15 protein-coding genes are annotated in these 15,808 nt (G+C 58.3%); 8 read left to right on the top strand and 7 right to left on the bottom strand.

What is annotated here, in order from left to right:
* Nucleotides 1–23: 23 nt before the first annotated feature.
* Both hemE and GTP46_RS08830 read left to right on the top strand, forming a co-directional pair.
* Nucleotides 24–1,097: a uroporphyrinogen decarboxylase gene (gene hemE, locus GTP46_RS08835; RefSeq protein ID WP_161006270.1), complete on the top strand. Its 1,074-nt coding sequence runs from the start codon at nt 24–26 to the stop codon at nt 1,095–1,097.
* Nucleotides 1,098–1,833: 736 nt separating this feature from the next.
* Nucleotides 1,834–3,849 (top strand): primosomal protein N', encoded by a 2,016-nt coding sequence (locus GTP46_RS08830; protein WP_161006269.1) that lies wholly within the window; start codon nt 1,834–1,836, stop codon nt 3,847–3,849.
* Here GTP46_RS08830 and GTP46_RS08825 read toward each other — a convergent pair.
* Complete coding sequence (locus GTP46_RS08825) at nt 3,846–4,736, bottom strand: ArgP/LysG family DNA-binding transcriptional regulator (protein ID WP_161006268.1); 891 nt, start codon at nt 4,734–4,736, stop codon at nt 3,846–3,848. The genes GTP46_RS08830 and GTP46_RS08825 overlap by 4 nt on opposite strands.
* Nucleotides 4,737–4,833: 97 nt before the next feature.
* On the opposite strand from GTP46_RS08825, the gene GTP46_RS08820 reads away from it, so the two are divergent.
* Entirely contained in the window at nt 4,834–6,276 is a 1,443-nt protein-coding gene (locus GTP46_RS08820) for a dihydrolipoyl dehydrogenase (protein ID WP_161006267.1), read from the top strand.
* A gap of 69 nt (nt 6,277–6,345) precedes the next feature.
* On the top strand, nt 6,346–7,479 hold the full coding sequence (locus tag GTP46_RS08815) for an HD-GYP domain-containing protein (protein ID WP_229258866.1): 1,134 nt from the start codon (nt 6,346–6,348) through the stop codon (nt 7,477–7,479).
* On the opposite strand, the gene GTP46_RS08810 is transcribed toward GTP46_RS08815, so the two are convergent.
* A complete protein-coding gene (locus tag GTP46_RS08810) occupies nt 7,476–7,958 on the bottom strand; it encodes an SRPBCC family protein (RefSeq protein ID WP_161006266.1) in 483 nt (160 codons plus the stop codon). The genes GTP46_RS08815 and GTP46_RS08810 overlap by 4 nt on opposite strands.
* 120 nt (nt 7,959–8,078) lie before the next feature.
* Between GTP46_RS08810 and GTP46_RS08805 the strand changes: the two genes are divergently transcribed.
* Together GTP46_RS08805 and GTP46_RS08800 are read left to right on the top strand one after the other, a co-directional pair.
* Complete coding sequence (locus tag GTP46_RS08805; RefSeq protein WP_161006265.1) at nt 8,079–10,157, top strand: UvrD-helicase domain-containing protein; 2,079 nt, start codon at nt 8,079–8,081, stop codon at nt 10,155–10,157.
* Nucleotides 10,154–10,363 (top strand): SlyX family protein, encoded by a 210-nt coding sequence (locus GTP46_RS08800; protein WP_161006264.1) that lies wholly within the window; start codon nt 10,154–10,156, stop codon nt 10,361–10,363. The genes GTP46_RS08805 and GTP46_RS08800 overlap by 4 nt, the downstream gene beginning before the upstream one ends.
* On the opposite strand, the gene GTP46_RS08795 is transcribed toward GTP46_RS08800, so the two are convergent.
* Nucleotides 10,364–10,831 (bottom strand): heme-degrading domain-containing protein, encoded by a 468-nt coding sequence (locus tag GTP46_RS08795; protein WP_161006263.1) that lies wholly within the window; start codon nt 10,829–10,831, stop codon nt 10,364–10,366.
* 82 nt (nt 10,832–10,913) lie between these two features.
* On the opposite strand from GTP46_RS08795, the gene GTP46_RS08790 reads away from it, so the two are divergent.
* Nucleotides 10,914–12,077 carry a GGDEF domain-containing protein gene (locus tag GTP46_RS08790; RefSeq protein ID WP_161006262.1) on the top strand — a complete coding sequence of 388 codons (1,164 nt, stop codon included), beginning with the start codon at nt 10,914–10,916 and terminating at the stop codon, nt 12,075–12,077.
* Between the two features lie 7 nt (nt 12,078–12,084).
* On the top strand, nt 12,085–12,564 hold the full coding sequence (locus GTP46_RS08785) for a hypothetical protein (RefSeq protein ID WP_161006261.1): 480 nt from the start codon (nt 12,085–12,087) through the stop codon (nt 12,562–12,564).
* A 342-nt stretch (nt 12,565–12,906) separates the two neighbouring features.
* Here GTP46_RS08785 and GTP46_RS08780 read toward each other — a convergent pair whose 3' ends face one another.
* The 4 genes from GTP46_RS08780 to GTP46_RS08765 all read right to left on the bottom strand — a co-directional run bounded on the left by GTP46_RS08780 (nt 12,907) and on the right by GTP46_RS08765 (nt 15,580).
* Nucleotides 12,907–13,395: a hypothetical protein gene (locus GTP46_RS08780; protein ID WP_161006260.1), complete on the bottom strand. Its 489-nt coding sequence runs from the start codon at nt 13,393–13,395 to the stop codon at nt 12,907–12,909.
* A 24-nt stretch (nt 13,396–13,419) separates the two neighbouring features.
* Complete coding sequence (locus GTP46_RS08775) at nt 13,420–14,076, bottom strand: DUF6624 domain-containing protein (protein WP_161006259.1); 657 nt, start codon at nt 14,074–14,076, stop codon at nt 13,420–13,422.
* A 525-nt stretch (nt 14,077–14,601) separates the two neighbouring features.
* On the bottom strand, nt 14,602–15,111 hold the full coding sequence (yidD, locus tag GTP46_RS30300) for a membrane protein insertion efficiency factor YidD (protein WP_161006258.1): 510 nt from the start codon (nt 15,109–15,111) through the stop codon (nt 14,602–14,604).
* Nucleotides 15,112–15,301: 190 nt separating this feature from the next.
* The gene (locus GTP46_RS08765; protein WP_161006257.1) at nt 15,302–15,580 is read right to left on the bottom strand and encodes a hypothetical protein; all 279 of its coding nucleotides are present in this window, start codon (nt 15,578–15,580) and stop codon (nt 15,302–15,304) included.
* Nucleotides 15,581–15,808: the final 228 nt, after the last annotated feature.

The following is a 15,808-nucleotide window of genomic DNA, read 5'->3' as shown; positions in this document are numbered from 1 at the left end:
TTTGATCGTTTATATTGCCTTCCATGCCACAATTTGCTCCGCTCAAGAATGACACCTTCCTGCGCGCGTTGTTGCGCCAGCCGACTGACTACACCCCTGTGTGGCTGATGCGCCAGGCTGGAAGGTATCTGCCTGAATACCGCGCCACCCGCGCCAAAGCCGGTTCGTTCATGGGCCTGGCCACCAATCCCGACTATGCCACCGAAGTCACCATCCAGCCGCTGGACCGTTTCCCGCTGGACGCGGCCATCCTGTTCTCCGACATTCTGACGGTGCCGGACGCCATGGGCCTGGGCCTGCACTTTGTCGAAGGCGAAGGTCCGAAATTTGAGCGCCCGCTGAAAACCGAGGCCGATGTGCTGGCCCTGCGTGAACCGGAACCCGGCTCGCTGGACTATGTGTTCAACGCCGTCACCCAGATCCGCACTGAACTGAATGGCCGCGTGCCGCTGATCGGCTTCTCCGGCAGCCCGTGGACGCTGGCCTGCTACATGGTGGAAGGCGAAGGCTCGCGCGAGTTCCACAACATCAAGAAGATGCTGTACAACCGTCCGGACCTGATGCACCGCATTCTGGAGGTCAACGCCAAGTCGGTAGCCGACTACCTGAACGCCCAGATCGACGCCGGCGCACAAGCCGTGATGATCTTCGATTCGTGGGGCGGCGCACTGGCTGACGGTGCTTACCAGCAGTTCTCGCTTAAATACATGCAGCAAGTGGTGTCCTTGCTGAAGCGCGAGAAAGACGGCGTGAAGATTCCTGCCATCGTGTTCACCAAGGGCGGCGGCCACTGGGTCGAGGAAATCGCCGCCATCGGCGCTGATGCGCTGGGGCTGGACTGGACCGCCAACCTGAGCAAGGTACGCGCGCTGGTGGGCGATAAAGTCGCGCTGCAAGGCAATCTGGACCCGGCCATCCTGTTCGCCAGCCCGGATCAGATCACTGCCGAAGTCCACAAGGTGCTGGACGCCTTCGGCAAGGGCAACGGTCACGTATTCAATCTTGGCCACGGTATTTCGCAGTTCACCCCGCCGGAGAGCGTGGCGGCGATGGTGGCAGCGGTTCATAGCTACAGCAAGGCGCAGCGCGCTTCCTGAGCTGATTCAGCGTAAATGGGGCACGCTGCAGTACAGGGCGTGCCCTTTTTCATTGGTGCAAACGGACTAGTCATAGCCACTTATACACAAAATTTTTTGCTGTAGAAATAATAGGCAGCTAGTTTTCGTTAGCCCCGGAGGGTCACGTAAGTAATTGATTTTGAAAGATTATTTGTGTGGCTCATAGTGCAACATTTAGCAAGCCGTAAACGTTACATCAGCGCTTTGTGTAGTTTATTTCTTCATTTTCCACAAAGTTATCCACACAAACTGTGGATAAAAAATAAAATGACTTAGTAAACCGTGACTTAGCCATAATATTGCTATTTCGCCTGAGATTTATGTTGCGTTGCACGATTTTTAGGCAAAAATAGCAGGCTTACCAAGCTAGTTATCAAAGCACAAAGCTTGGTCTGCGCATAAGTATAAAATTCGGCGTTCTTGTGCTATGCAATATGCTGAATAAAGCCCCAAAAAGTGCTTGATTTCGCCAAAAAAAGCATCCTAAATACTTCACTTATGCACAGCTGAAGGCGAGCGATGGCGATTTTGGCTCTCCTATGAAGCATTTTCCAAGTGTCTGATTTTAAAGAGAAAAAATTTTGATTTTTTGCCCGGTTTCAGATGATATCCACATGCATGTCAGTGCTTTCCGGGCATTAAGTTTTCATTGTCCACAAAGTTATCCACAGAAACTGTGGATACATACAGCATCGGGATTTTTGCAAGGTGCAGCATGAATAATCCACGCCCTTGCTACCTGCAAATTGCGATCGATACGCCGCTCAATGCAGTCTTTGACTATCGTTGGCAGTGCGAGGACGACCAGCGCCCGCACATCGGCCAACTGGCGCTGATTTCTTTTGCGCGCCGCGAGGTCGTCGGTTTGATCGTCGGCGTGGCCGATGAGTCCGATGTGCCGGTGGATAAGTTGAAAGATGCGCTGGCCGTGCGCAGCCAGCTGTCGCCGCTGTCGGCCAAGTGGCTGGCGCTGGCCGGCTTTGCGGCCGATTACTACCAGCGCCCGCTGGGCGAGGTGGCACTGCCCGGCCTGCCGAAGAACCTGCGCGTACTGACCACGGTGGCGCTGGAGCGCGCCATCAAGAAGCTGGCCAAGCTGGAGGTGCTGCACGATCCGACGCCAGCCAATCCGCCGGCACTGAACGCCTCGCAGCAGCAGGCGGCGGATGCCATCGGTGGTGCGCAGGGTTTCAAACCTTCGCTGCTGTACGGCGTGACCGGCAGCGGCAAGACCGAGGTCTATCTGCAAGCCTGCGCGCAGGTGCTGGCGCGCGAGCCGGATGGCCAAATCCTGATCCTGGTGCCCGAGATTAACCTGACGCCGCAATTGGAGGGCAATATCCGCGCGCGCTTCCCCGGCGTGATGCTGGCGACTTTGCACAGCAGCCTGTCCGAGGGCGAGCGCATGCTGCATTGGCTGGCGGCGCACGAGGGCAAGGCGCGCATCGTGCTGGGCACGCGGCTGGCGATCCTGTCGTCGCTGCCGCACCTGAAGCTGATCGTCATCGACGAGGAGCACGATCCTTCATACAAGCAGCAGGAAGGCTTGCGCTACTCGGCGCGCGACCTCGCCGTGTGGCGCGCCTGGCAGCTGCAGATTCCGATCGTACTGGGTTCCGCCACACCGTCGCTGGAGAGCTGGCATCACGCGCAATCGGGCCGCTACCGCAAGCTGGAGCTGCGCGAGCGCGCCGTGAAGAACGCCGTGCTGCCGACAGTGAAGCTGATCGATATGGAGCGCGACAAGCCAAATGATGGCCTCACGTCCCAGTTAATCGCGGCGATCAAGCAGCGCATGGAGCGCGGTGAGCAGTCGCTGTTGTTCCTCAATCGCCGTGGTTATGCGCCGGTGATTTGCTGCGAGTCGTGCGGCTGGATCAGCGAGTGCACGCGCTGCACCTCGTTCATGGTGCTGCATCGCCCGGAGCATCGGCTGCGCTGCCACCATTGCAGCCTTGAGATGCGCATCCCGCGCCACTGCCCGACTTGCGGCAATGTCGATTTGCAGCCGCTGGGTCGCGGCACGCAGCGCGTGGAGGAAGGCCTGCAGGCCATGTTCCCCGAAGCGCGCGTGCTGCGCATTGACGCCGACTCCACGCGCAAAAAGGGTAGCGCACAGGAGGCCTTCGATACGGTGCACCGGGGCGAGGTGGATATCCTGATTGGCACGCAGATGGTCGCCAAGGGGCACGACTTCAAGAAGCTGACGCTGGTCGGCATCCTGAATCCTGACACGGCGCTGTTCTCGCAAGACTATCGCGCCAGTGAGCGCCTGTTTGCGCAGCTGATGCAGGTGGCCGGCCGCGCCGGACGGGCAGGCATTCCGAGTGAGGTGTTGATCCAGACGCGCTATCCGCAGCATCCGCTGTACGGCGCCGTGGTCCATCACGATTACGATCACTTTGCGACGGCCTTGCTGGAAGAGCGCGAGCAGGCCGCTTTGCCGCCCTATCTATATCAAGCCTTGCTGAGGGCCGAAGCACGCGAGCTGGCGACGGCGATTGAGTTCCTCAACATGGCGCGCGATTGCATGGAGCACCCGGGCATCACCATCAACGATCCGATCCCGATGACCATGACGCGCGTGCATAACGTGGACCGCGCGCAGTTGCTGGTGGAGTCGCCGTCACGCCCGGCGTTGCAGGCCTTCCTGAAAGAGTGGGTGCACACGCTGCGCGAGATGAAGAGCCGCGTGAAGTGGTCGCTGGAAGTCGATCCGCTCGATATTTAGGCCGGCAGCAAAAAGCGCCGCGCCGTCGCGACGATTTGTTCGGACAGCGCGCGCGTGAACGGCGTGTCCAGATTCCAGGCATGCCAGTTCAGCGCCACATCGACGTAATGACCGGGCGCCAAGTCGACCAGCCGCTCCTCGGCCAGCGCCGCCGATACCTGCTGCAGCGGCATCAGTCCATACGCCAGGCTGCCAAACATGCACTCGCTGGTGGCCGCCGACAGCGGCAGCGTGTGATGCGGATACGCGCCGCGCCAACCCAGCACCTGCTGCAGGAAGCCGTCCATCATGTCGCGGTCACTGACCACGGCCGGCGCCAGCTGCACCGCATCGGCGATAAATCCGTCGCCGAACCAGTGATTGGCAAACGCCCTGGTCGCCACGCACACGTAGCGCATGCGGCCTAGCGGCGTGACTTGCGGCCCGTTGGCCTGGGCTTCCTGCGAACCGGTCGCTACGCAAGCAAACACGCTACCCTCGCGCATCAGATGCAGCGCCATCTCGGTGGTGGCCTGCTGCACATTCAACTGGCAGCGCGGCGGTGCCAGCAGCGGCTGCAAACCGAGCGGGAACCAGGTGGCGAGGCTGGCCGCATCCACCGCCAGCGAAATCTCCGGCATGCTGACCTTGTTACCCAAGTCGATATCGAGCGACGCCTCCATCAGCTTGACGTTACGGTGGTGGGACACCAGCCGCTGGCCCAGCCCGGTCGGCACGGCCGGCTGGCCGCGCACAATCAGCAGGCGGCCGGCCGCATCTTCCAGCGCCTTGATGCGCTGCGAGACAGCAGACTGGCTGATGCCGAGCGCCAAAGCAGCTTTCTCGAAGCTGCCTTGGCTGACCACGGCATCCAGCACGGCCAGCGCCCGGTAGTCCAGATTGTCCATAAGTCAGACTTATAAAAATTAAAAACGATAAGTGATACTAATACCGTTTTGCTGCAAAGTAAAACGCAAAACGCAGTTCGGAGTAGACTTGTTCACCATGAAAACTCTCCACACCGAAGTCGCCGTCATCGGCGCAGGCACGGCTGGCATGACCGGCTATCGCGCCGCCAAGGCGGGCGGCAAGCGGACGTTGCTGATTGAGAGCAATGTCTATGGCACCACCTGCGCGCGGGTAGGCTGCATGCCCAGCAAGCTTCTCATTTCTGCGGCAGACGCGGCGCACATGCTGCAGGCGGCGTCCGGCTTCGGCGTGCACGCGGGCGAGGTGCATATCGACGGCAAGGCGGTGATGGCGCGCGTGCGCAGCGAACGGGACCGTTTCGTCGGCTTCGTGGTCGAGAGTGTGGAAGGCTACCCGGCCGAGGACAAGGTTCACGGCCATGCCCGCTTCCTCAGTCCGACCCAGCTGCAAATCGACGACCACACGCTGGTGCAGGCCGAACGGTTCGTGATCGCCACCGGCTCCACACCCATCGTGCCGGATGAGTGGCGCGCCGCCGGTCCGCGCGTGATCACCAGCGACGAGGTGTTTTACTGGGATGACTTGCCGCAATCCGTGGCCGTAGCCGGCACCGGCGTAATCGGGCTGGAGCTGGGGCAGGCGTTGCACCGGCTGGGCGTGCGCGTGACCATCTTCGGCCGTGGCGGTAGCGTCGCCCAGCTGTCCGATCCGGACGTTCTGGATGTCGCCCGCAGCGCCATGCAGGATGAGCTGGACGTGCGTTTCAAAACCAAGGTGGTGAAGGTGGAGCAGCACGGCGAAGGCTTGCTGGTCACCAGTGAAAATACCAACGGCCAGCAGCAGACCGAGCATTTCGACTACCTGCTGTCGGCCATCGGCCGCCGCCCGAATGTCCATCAGCTGGGAATGGAAAACACCGGTCTGCAGCGCGATCATCATGGCATTCCTGTTTATGACAAACAGACGATGCAATGCGGCGATAGCGCCATCTTCATCGCCGGCGACGCTAACGACGAGCGCCCGCAATTGCCGGAAGCTGCCGATCACGGCCGCATTGCCGGCGACAACGCGGCGCGCTATCCGGACGTAAAGCCAGGCCTGCGCCGTACGCCGCTGGCGATCACTTTCACCGAACCGCAGATCGCCACCATGGGCCTCAGCTACAACGAGCTGTGCGCCTCGTACGCTGGCCGTTTTGCGGTCGGCAAGGTGTCGTTTGAAAACCAGGGCCGCAGCCGCGTGATGCTGCAAAACAAAGGCATGCTGCGCGTCTACGCCGAGCACCAGACCGGCCGCTTCCTCGGCGCCGAAATGATCGGCCCGCGCGCGGAAAACATCGGCCACCTGTTGTCCTGGGCAGTGCAGGCCGGGCTGACGGTGGACGCCATGCTGGACATGCCGTTCTATCACCCGGTGGTGGAAGAAGGCGTGCGCACCGCGCTGCGCGACCTCGCCCACAAGCTTGAACATGAACCGGCGCAGGACTGTCCTTGCGTCGATTGCACGCCAGCGCCGTGAATTATGATTCTTTAATCAACGATACAAAAAACTCACACATTCCCACGTGAAAAGCCGTATGCTGGTGGGATGAACATACGCAAAGTGACAGCTGCCGACTTGAAGTTGGGCATGCTGCTGCCGTGGGACGTCTACGGTGAAAATGGCGCTTTGCTGATTCGCAAGGGACACCAGATTGCCAGTGCTAACCAGATCGATTACCTGATTGAGCGCGGCGTATTTGAAGATGGTCAGCCGCCCTCGGTGCTGGCCGATCCGCCGTCCGTGCTGCGCAAGCTGAATGCAGCCTATCTCGAACTGCACACGCTGCTGCAAGCGGCGGCGCAGGGTGTCGCTCCGCCCGATTTCCGCCGCAGGCTGGATGAGATCGCCCTGCTGGTGCACGCCGCCATTGACCTCAATGTGGACATCGCCACTGCCAGCATCCTGCACAACCAGGACCAGGCGCCGTACGCGGCGCGCCACAGCGTCAACACGGCGATGGTGGCAGTGCTGCTGGCGCGCGCCCGCCAGCGCTCGCGCAACGACGTCATGACCGTCACGCTCGCTGCACTGACCATGAACACCGGCATGATCGAGCATCACGCACGCTGGCACGACAGCAGCGCCGTGCTGGACTCGGCCGACCATGCGCGCAAGCTGGCGCATCCGGAGCGCAGCGTGCAGCTGCTGCGCGCAGCCGGTGTCAACGATGAGGCGTGGCTGAACTGCGTACTGCACCATCACGAAAATGAAGACGGCACCGGCTACCCGCACGGCAAGGTCGGTGCCCAGATTCCGCTGCTGTCCAAGCTGGTGGCGCTGGCCGACCGTTACTGCGCCCGCGTCTCGGAGCGCACCTACCGGCCAACGCTGGCGGCGCACGCCGCGCTGCGCGACATGCTGATGGAAGCGCGCACCACGCTGGACACGCATCTGGTGTCGCTGGTGATCCGTGAGCTGGGTATCTACCCGATCGGCAGCTATGTGCGCATGATGAATGGCGAGGTGGGCGTGGTGGCGCGGCGCGGCCTGCAATCGACCACGCCGCATGTGGAGTCGGTGATCGGGCCGCGCGGCGCGCCGCTGGAAGTGTTCCTGCAGCGCGATACCCGCAACGAACTGTACGCCATCCGCGAAGTGCTGAGCAATGCCCAAGTTGCCGCGCTGGAGGCCCCGCCGCTGCGCATGTCGCAGGTGTGGGGCCGGGCGGCGGTGGTTTAGTTCAGCAGCGCGTCCAAACGGCCTTGCTGCGCCAGTTCGCGCAGCATGCCGATGGTGTCGATGTCCGATTCGACGTAAGCCGAGCGGCGGAATTCATCGTACATGGCATTGGCTTCGTCGGTAGCGGCATCGTGGCTGTCTTCGTACTGGAAGCGCACGAACAGCGTGTCTTCGGTCGGCTGCTCGATGGTCATGGTCAGGCTGGACTCGGCGATATCCTGCTGCGCCGCCACGCGGTAGCGCACGCTGCGCATCGGTTCCAGTTCCACGCGGTCTTCCACCACCAGTTCACCGTAGCGCAGGCGACGGCGGAAGCCGTTCTCGCTGCGCTGGTCGATAGTGCTTTCGTCCAGATGCGGCACGAACAGCTTGGGCGACTCGGCGCGCAGCACCAGGCCGCGCCACACTTGCTGTACGGAGAGGGCGTCAATCAGCGGATTGAGCGGGTCGTTGACTTCGATTAAATGTTCAAATTTCATGATTGCAACCAATGTAAGGTTAGGCGAGACGCCCCGAATCCCCGCATGGTAACGCAAATGACACAAACGCTACATGCGGCAGGTCAGTAGCAGTCCCTGCGACTGATACAATGTGGGGCTATGTCCTCCAAAGTTCCAGTATTCGGCCTTAATCTGCCGCAAAGCCAGGCTGTCACCTACCTCGATGGTCCATGCCTCGTGCTGGCCGGCGCCGGCTCGGGCAAAACGCGCGTAATTACGCAGAAAATCGCCCACCTGATCGAGGACCGTGGCTATGACCCGCGCACCATCGCCGCGCTGACCTTCACCAACAAGGCGGCGCTGGAGATGCAGGAACGTATCGCCAAGCTGCTCAAGCAGCCGAAACAGGCCAAGCAGCTGACCGTGTCCACCTTCCACTCGCTGGGCGTGCGCATCTTGCGCCAGGAGTGTAATGAGCTGGGCTTGAAGGACCGCTTCTCCATCATGGATAGCGACGATTGCGGCTCGCTGGTCCAGGACATGGCACTGACCACCGACAAGCAGGTGGTGCGGCGCATTCAAACCGACATTTCACTGTGGAAGAACGGACTGGTTGATCCAGTGCGAGCGCTGAGCCAGGCCAAGGATGAGGACGAGGCGCAATCGGCGCGCGTCTACGCCAGCTATGTGGCCACGTTGTCGGCCTACCAGGCAGTGGACTTCGACGATTTGATCCGCCTGCCGGTGGAGCTGTTCCGTGACCACGAAAAAGTGCGCGACAAGTGGCAGCGCCGCTTGCGCTACCTGCTGATGGATGAATACCAGGACACCAACACCTGCCAGTACGAACTGGTCAAGCTGCTGGTGACTGGCGTCGGCAAGAAACCGATGTTCACCGCCGTGGGCGATGACGACCAAGCGATTTACGCGTGGCGCGGTGCGTCGGTGGAAAACCTGAAAACTCTGCAGACCGACTTCCCTGATCTGCAAGTCATCAAGCTGGAGCAGAACTACCGTTCGACCACCCGCATCCTGCAGGCGGCCAACTCGGTGATCGGCAACAATCCCAAGCTGTTTGAAAAATCGCTGTGGTCGGAGCACGGCCTCGGTGAGCCGATCCAGGTCACCTCGATGCCGACCGATGATGCGGAAGCCGACCAGGTGGCGATGCTGATCTCGGTCGACCATTTCACGCGCAAGAACAAGTGGTCCGATTACGCGATTCTGTATCGCGGCAATCACCAGGCGCGGATTATCGAGCAGGCATTGCGCAAGGAGCGCATTCCGTACACCATTTCCGGTGGCCAGTCCTTCTTCGACAAGGCGGAAATCAAGGACATCATCAGCTACCTGCGCCTGCTGGCGAACACCGACGACGACCCGGCGTTTATTCGTTCCGTGACCACGCCGCGCCGTGGCGTCGGCCAGTCGACGCTGGAAACGCTGGGCACCTTCTCGGCGCAGTGGAACTGCTCGCTGTTCGAGGCCGTGTTCAAGGGCGGCATCGAAGCCTTGCTGCCGGACCGCCAGCTGAATCCGCTGCGCGACTTCTGCAACTTCATCAACAACCTTGAATCGCGCGCCAGCCGTCCGGGGCCTTCGGGCAGCGGCGACAACGCGGCGCAGGTGCTGGATGACATGCTGGAAGCGATAAACTATGAAAACTATTTATACGATATGTTTGACGAGCGCGCGGCCCAGAGCAAGTGGCAGAACGTGCTGGAATTCGTCAACTGGCTGAAGGACCGTGGGCGCGGCGGCAAGGACCGCGATGGCGATGAAAAAAACGTACTGGAACTGACCCAGATGGTGGCCCTGATGTCCATGCTGGAAGGTCAGGACGAAGATCCGGATGCAGTGCGCATGTCCACGCTGCACGCATCGAAAGGGCTGGAATATCCGCACGTGTTTTTGGTCGGCTGCGAGGAAGGCATCCTGCCGCACAAGGGCGATGCCGACGCGCCGGCCGAATCGATCGCAGCGCGAGTGCAGGAAGAACGGCGCCTGATGTACGTCGGCATCACACGTGCACAGCGCACGCTGCACATCACGTGGTGCAAGAAACGCAAGCGCGCGGGCGAGCAGGTGCACTGCGATCCATCGCGCTTTATCAAAGAAATGAAGTTGGACGAGGGCACTGCGCCGCCGATGGAGTCCGAAGTGCTGACGCCGAAAGAACGCCTGGCGCGCATGAAGGAACTGCTGGCCACGCCCAAGCCCGACAAGGAACAACCATGACCACCACCGAAGACCGCTTCATCAACCTCGAAATCAAACTGGCTTACGCCGAAGACATGGTGGACTCGCTGAGCCAGCGCATCCACGAGCAGCAACAGCAGATCGACAAGCTGGAGCAAATGTGCGCAGCGCTAGTCCAGCACGTGCGCAACGCGTCCCAGAACAACGGCGGCCAACTCCCGCACGAGCGCCCGCCGCATTACTGATCAAACCAGTACGGCGCGCAGAGCTTCCACCGCCAGCGCGTGGTCCTCAGCCTGGCGCAGGCCGGAGACGGTGACGGTGCCGATGATGCCGGTGCCACGCAGGGTGATCGGGAAGGCGCCGCCATTGGCTGCGTGGTCTTTTGGATCGAGGTACTTGATGTCTTCAAACACCACGCCGCGATGCTTGTGGTCGATGCCGACGTAGAACGAGCAGCGGCCAAAACGCGCCACTACATTGTTCTTGCGGCGGATCCAGTCGGCCTGGTCGGCTGACGCGCCTTGCATGGCGTGATGGAACAGCACCTTGCTGTTGACGGTGATATTGATCGTGATGATCTTGTTGCCAGCCTTGGCCAAATCAACCAGTTTCAAGCCCAGTGCCAGTGCGGTATCGCTGCTGAAGGCGGTAAATTGCAAATCCTTTTCCTGCTGTGCCAGCGTGTCGAGCAGTTCCGCGTAGTTTTCCATGTGTTGCTTCCTGTGATAGAGAGTTGCCAAGCAAGAGTGTAGCCGAGATATACTAGTTTCTCCGCCTCCAATCTGCCGCCCTATGCATATTGACGTCGCCTCTCTGCTGATCGCCATGACACTGAACCTGCTGACGATGGCAGTGGCGCTGCTCGCGGTGATGGGCAAGGTCAATGCGGCTGCGCGCAGGGCGCAGCTGGGTATCGTATTGCAAGCGCTCGGCTGGGTGCTGCTATTTAGTTCCGGACTGGCGCCGCCCGGCGGCTGGGCCGACCGCCTGCTGTCAACGCTGGCGATGGCTGGCATCTCCAGCGGCCTGGCCTTCAGCGCATGTGCCTTCGACCTGTGGTGCGGGCGCGTCGACGTGGCCCGGGCGCCGGGCGTGATCGCGCTGGTGATGACGGCCGGCTACTGCATCGGTTTCGACCACTACGCCTTCCGCGTCGGCTGGGCCAATGGCTTGCTGGCCTTGCAGCTGGCGCTGGTGGCCTTGACGCTGTGCCGCCAGCCACTGCTGCCGGTGGGACGCTGGCGCTGGCTGATGGTGATCTCGCTGCTGGTGCAACTGGCGGTGACCGCCTCGCGCGGCGTGCTGGGGGTGTTCTACACCGAGCTCTTCCCCAACTTCTTTGCGCCGCATCCGGCCAATGTGCTGTTTGCGCTGGCTGCCAACGTGACGGTGGTAATGTCGATGGTGGCCATCCTGCTGGCGCACCGCGAGGAAGCCGCGCGCGAGCTGGAATGGCTGGCCAGCACTGATGGCCTCACCGATGCGCTGAACCGGCGTGCATGGCAGGCGCAAGCGGCCGAGTTTGTGGCCGAAGCGGCGCACCTGCAGCAGCCGCTGTGCGTGATGCTGCTGGAGCTTGATCACTTCAAGGACATCAACGACACCCACGGCCACGAGGCCGGCGACCGGGCCCTCAAGCTATTTGTGCAGGGCATGCGGGAAGTGGGCCGCGAGCGCAACCTGATATGCCGCTACGGCGGCGAAGAATTCTGCGTCCTCAAGCGCGGCGCCAGCCTGGACATGATGCGCGCCTACGACGCACGGCTGCGCCTGTGGCTGCTGGAAGCAGGGCCGCGCGAGCTGGGCGTACCGCTCAGCTACAGCGCCGGCATCGCCATCCTGCTCGATCCACGCGACACAGTGGAAGCCATGCTGCGCCGCGCTGACTCGATGCTCTACAGCGCTAAAATGTTGGGCCGCAACCTGACATTGGACGAGCAGGCGCTGGAAACTTAGGAGAACTATGAAAATCAAGAAACCATTTATGCTGGCAGCGCTGCTAGTAACAGGCGCGGCGCACGCGGCGACGCCGCAGGACGCCAATATGTTCTTCTGCGCCCGCGCGGCCATGTTCGCAGAGAGCTACACCGAAAGACTGGATGCCCAAAAATCCCGGCAGGAGAGCCTTGCCGGCGCGGTGGCGGACTTGAACGTGGTGTTCAAACAGCCCGTCGATGAAGGCACGCTGAAGCTGCTGATGCCGTGGGCCGCGATGGCCGACAAGCTACCCGGCTACAAGCCCTATACCAAAGGCAGCTATGTCGCGGTATCCTGCATGGCAGCGCTGAACGACGCCGTCTTTGTGCCATTCCAGAAACCGGAAATTCCTCCCATCGTTCGCAACTTCCTCGACGCCTGTGAGGCGAAGGGAGCGCGCGAGGCAGTCGGGCAATGCATCAAAGGCGGCTTCACCTCGCTGCCGCTGGAAAAACTGGATAAATAAAGGACGAGTATGGGCAAGGGCAGGCTGGAAGCATTCAGCGATGGCGTCATCGCAATTATCATCACAAGTACTATCCCCCCCTAAACTACATAGTTTTTCACGTTTTCGTTTATCTCTCGCATAAGGACTGGGCGCGCAACGCGAAATGTAACTATGTGTTTATACATAGATCTACATAGTTTAGGGGGGCGATGACCTACAGCCAATGGATCTGGGGCGGCATTATGCTGGTAGGTGTCAGAGATGAGAGTATTCTGCCGATAATAGAGTAATCCGGCTGGCGGGTTCCGCCCCATCTCGGACCTTCAAAGTAATAAAGGAATACAATTTCACTGGTAGGCATTAGCAACCACACGAGCCTGTGGCAGAGAAAAATTTTGTACCCTTGAGTGCCTGGACTCGCACCTTTGCGTAATACCCAACAATCTCGCAGTCATTTTTTTCGTCGCATATATTTCGATGAGTACACCAAAGAGTGACGTTTTCTTCTCCATCCTTTAACTTAAAAGTCGTTGTGTGTATTTTTCCTTGAAATGGACCGTCTCGAGAAGGCCGCTCCTCTTCAACGCTAAACTTCCTAAGCTCTCCATCAATACGAATTCTAGCTTTCTCTTCGTCATCGGCATCCCACTTCAAAAAAGTGCGTAGCCCGTCCCTCTCTTCTTTCATTGCCTCCCCAGTGGGAAACTCAAACCTGCAACCGCAACTAGGTTCGGCTTCGGCTATTCGGAGAATTTCAATTTTTGGCGAATCTCCCGCGACGGCTAATTGCGGAAAAGCGCAAAAGATAAAAATTGCATAGAAATTTTTAATTTGAACGATGTACTTCATGAGCTAGCCTACTTGATAATGATCTTAGAGTTCTTCTGCTTCCTTCTGTTGTTTTTTACCATGATTACAGTCTGATGGAATAAATCGTTTACGACCTTCCTCTAAGTATTCCGCCAAGCTCTGCAGGCCAAGGGCGCGACGACGCTGGTCTACTGCTGCGATACTATCGACTGGTCGTGCTTCCAAATTACAGCGGTCACTCAACATGAACTGCGTTCCATATTCCTGAGGCCGCCCCTCTGCTGTCGCGATGCGGTCAGACAAGTACGCCAAATCCTGCGCCGACGCATTGCCGTTTTTAAAAGCTACTTCGAGCAAGTCTCTAGCATAATGCTGGAATGCTATATCGCTGTCTGCGTGTTGCGATAGCAACCACGCATTGTGGCTTCCTTCCTTGTTCGTTGGCCAACCACATGTGGAAATGATTTCCTTAAGTTCCAGTATATTAGAAGCATCAATCGCTTGCCAACGCTTTTGCAAATCCTCATTAATAATGTTGGATGTGGATTTACCTTGAGATTTTAGTTCCCACTCTTCTCGTATCTGTTGGTCCTTACTGACCATTTCCTTTAGCCGCCCGAAAGATGCGTGACAATCAATGGCCGCGAAAGTATCGGTATGCCAAATCAAGGAAATTAAAATTAAAATTACATATCTATTAAATATGAAAAATTTGGTCATCGTAATTCAAATAAAAAGTGAATTTTGATACTTGGGATGTATTCAGGCTCGAAAAATTCCGCTGATTCAATAATATGCAAAGTCTGCTACTGGCCGTATGCCGTCTCGGTAATTTCATCCATGATAATCAATATCGCCGCAGGTAGGATCAATATCCTTAACGTGGTCAACTGGCGGCGATTGGAAGAGTGGGACGTGCTCACGTGCTAAGTACCAGGTTAGGTAAGCACCGAATATTGGCACAAGCAAGATAAGAGTTGCTTGTGCCCACCGTTGCGTGGGCTCGTAAAATGGCGAGGCCAATACCTTTCGCACGGCGATTGCGTCTAGGGCAAGCGTCACCACAGCGAGCGCTAGGAGAATCCATCCGGTTGAAGTAAGTGTGCTCATATCTTTCTTGAAGGACAGCTTTTGGCCGAACACGCCACAGGCCGGTTAGGATAACAGCTTGCTCATCTGCAAAACTCACCAATTTCCACGCCAGGCCAGCGCCGCCCCGTCGGGACATTTTCTAACGGTAATTAACTACGACGCCGGCGGATCGGTGGGGGTATTCGCCTCGCGCAGGAGTCGGCTACGCCGCCTGACGGCTTCCTCGTTGTCTGGAGTACCCTCGCGATAGCTAGAGGCCGCGCCGCCGCGAGCAGGCCAATCGCAGCTGCATCCGGAGCAGCCGTCCAGGATTTTCAAGAATTCGTGGCACGACCAATTGGAACCGCCGAGTGGAGTATCGCAACCAGAGGCATGGCAACCACCGGTATCGCAACCACCACAGTCGATATAGCCAGATTGCCATTGCATCCGCATCCCCATCGACCGCGAACCCTTTGCAATTCGATTCGCCATTCCGCATCGCGCAAGCCGACGGTCCAGAACGAAAAGTCCATCCCAAACCCCAAAGCGCCGGATTGCGCGATAGCCGAGCTCCGAACAGCTAGCGTCGCTCGTGTAAGCGGCGTAAGCGCAGCAAAAGCCTTTATGTGGCGAAATGTTCCGTTGATAGAACTTAATTGCGGTAAGGGCCAGTGCTTTCATTTGCTCCTTATACTACAAAATCACCAAGTTCTTTAAGGAATCGTATGGGCGGAAGCGCAGGCTGTCAATTGCCGAATATACGTCTCTAGCATTAGTGACCAGAATCGCAAAGACGTCATTGGATTCAAAGTTTTCAACAAAAAACTCATTTTTTACACTCGTCTGACCGGCGGCTACTGGCCGAACTCGGTCAGCAATCTTCTGGGATAAGTTTTTGATCGATTATCCAGACTCCGTCAGCGCGAGAGACGCCGAAATAATTCATAGCGACAATTTGCGCTTCCAAACATGCTTCCTGTGATTTCTCAAACTTTATTAAACCGATTTCTAATTCTTTAAATGATGATCCCCCCTCAACCAAGCGAATTACGGCTGAGAAAAAACCGTCCTCGCGCACCTTCGCGTAGGTTTCAATCTTCGTAATTCCATTGTTGGAGATTGCTGATGGGCCGCGCTTGTAGTCATCCATGCCGTTTCTATCCTTTGTATTTTAATTGAAGTAGCTAAAGGAAAATCGTCCGCTTCTGGCCGAGAACGGTCCTTTAAAACTCTAACTCATCTAGCCGTCCGTGTCAGATTAATCATCATTACACTGATTTTAGTTATATTTGAAATCATAGGCATATTTTTTTGGAAAAACAACTATCTCATTGTTATCATCCACATAGCGCAGATAGACGTGATTTATGTCATCCTC

It is taken from the genome of Duganella flavida, from assembly GCF_009857445.1.
Lineage (GTDB): Bacteria > Pseudomonadota > Gammaproteobacteria > Burkholderiales > Burkholderiaceae_D > Rugamonas > Rugamonas flavida.
Note: the sequence above shows the minus strand (reverse complement) of the source record. Positions and strands in the feature narration are given on the sequence as shown.

Bases quoted from the DNA above. Each gene is read 5' to 3' on its own strand.
- hemE (WP_161006270.1), top strand. From the start codon at position 24: ATGCCACAATTTGCTCCGCTCAAGAATGACACCTTCCTGCGCGCGTTG.
- GTP46_RS08800 (WP_161006264.1), top strand. From the start codon at position 10,154: ATGACCACCACCGAAGACCGCTTCATCAACCTCGAAATCAAACTGGCT.
- GTP46_RS08810 (WP_161006266.1), bottom strand. From the start codon at position 7,958: ATGAAATTTGAACATTTAATCGAAGTCAACGACCCGCTCAATCCGCTG.
- GTP46_RS08790 (WP_161006262.1), top strand. From the start codon at position 10,914: ATGCATATTGACGTCGCCTCTCTGCTGATCGCCATGACACTGAACCTG.
- GTP46_RS08820 (WP_161006267.1), top strand. From the start codon at position 4,834: ATGAAAACTCTCCACACCGAAGTCGCCGTCATCGGCGCAGGCACGGCT.
- GTP46_RS08780 (WP_161006260.1), bottom strand. From the start codon at position 13,395: ATGAAGTACATCGTTCAAATTAAAAATTTCTATGCAATTTTTATCTTT.
- yidD (WP_161006258.1), bottom strand. From the start codon at position 15,111: ATGAAAGCACTGGCCCTTACCGCAATTAAGTTCTATCAACGGAACATT.
- GTP46_RS08775 (WP_161006259.1), bottom strand. From the start codon at position 14,076: ATGACCAAATTTTTCATATTTAATAGATATGTAATTTTAATTTTAATT.
- GTP46_RS08815 (WP_229258866.1), top strand. From the start codon at position 6,346: ATGAACATACGCAAAGTGACAGCTGCCGACTTGAAGTTGGGCATGCTG.
- GTP46_RS08765 (WP_161006257.1), bottom strand. From the start codon at position 15,580: ATGGATGACTACAAGCGCGGCCCATCAGCAATCTCCAACAATGGAATT.
- GTP46_RS08785 (WP_161006261.1), top strand. From the start codon at position 12,085: ATGAAAATCAAGAAACCATTTATGCTGGCAGCGCTGCTAGTAACAGGC.
- GTP46_RS08830 (WP_161006269.1), top strand. From the start codon at position 1,834: ATGAATAATCCACGCCCTTGCTACCTGCAAATTGCGATCGATACGCCG.
- GTP46_RS08825 (WP_161006268.1), bottom strand. From the start codon at position 4,736: ATGGACAATCTGGACTACCGGGCGCTGGCCGTGCTGGATGCCGTGGTC.
- GTP46_RS08805 (WP_161006265.1), top strand. From the start codon at position 8,079: ATGTCCTCCAAAGTTCCAGTATTCGGCCTTAATCTGCCGCAAAGCCAG.
- GTP46_RS08795 (WP_161006263.1), bottom strand. From the start codon at position 10,831: ATGGAAAACTACGCGGAACTGCTCGACACGCTGGCACAGCAGGAAAAG.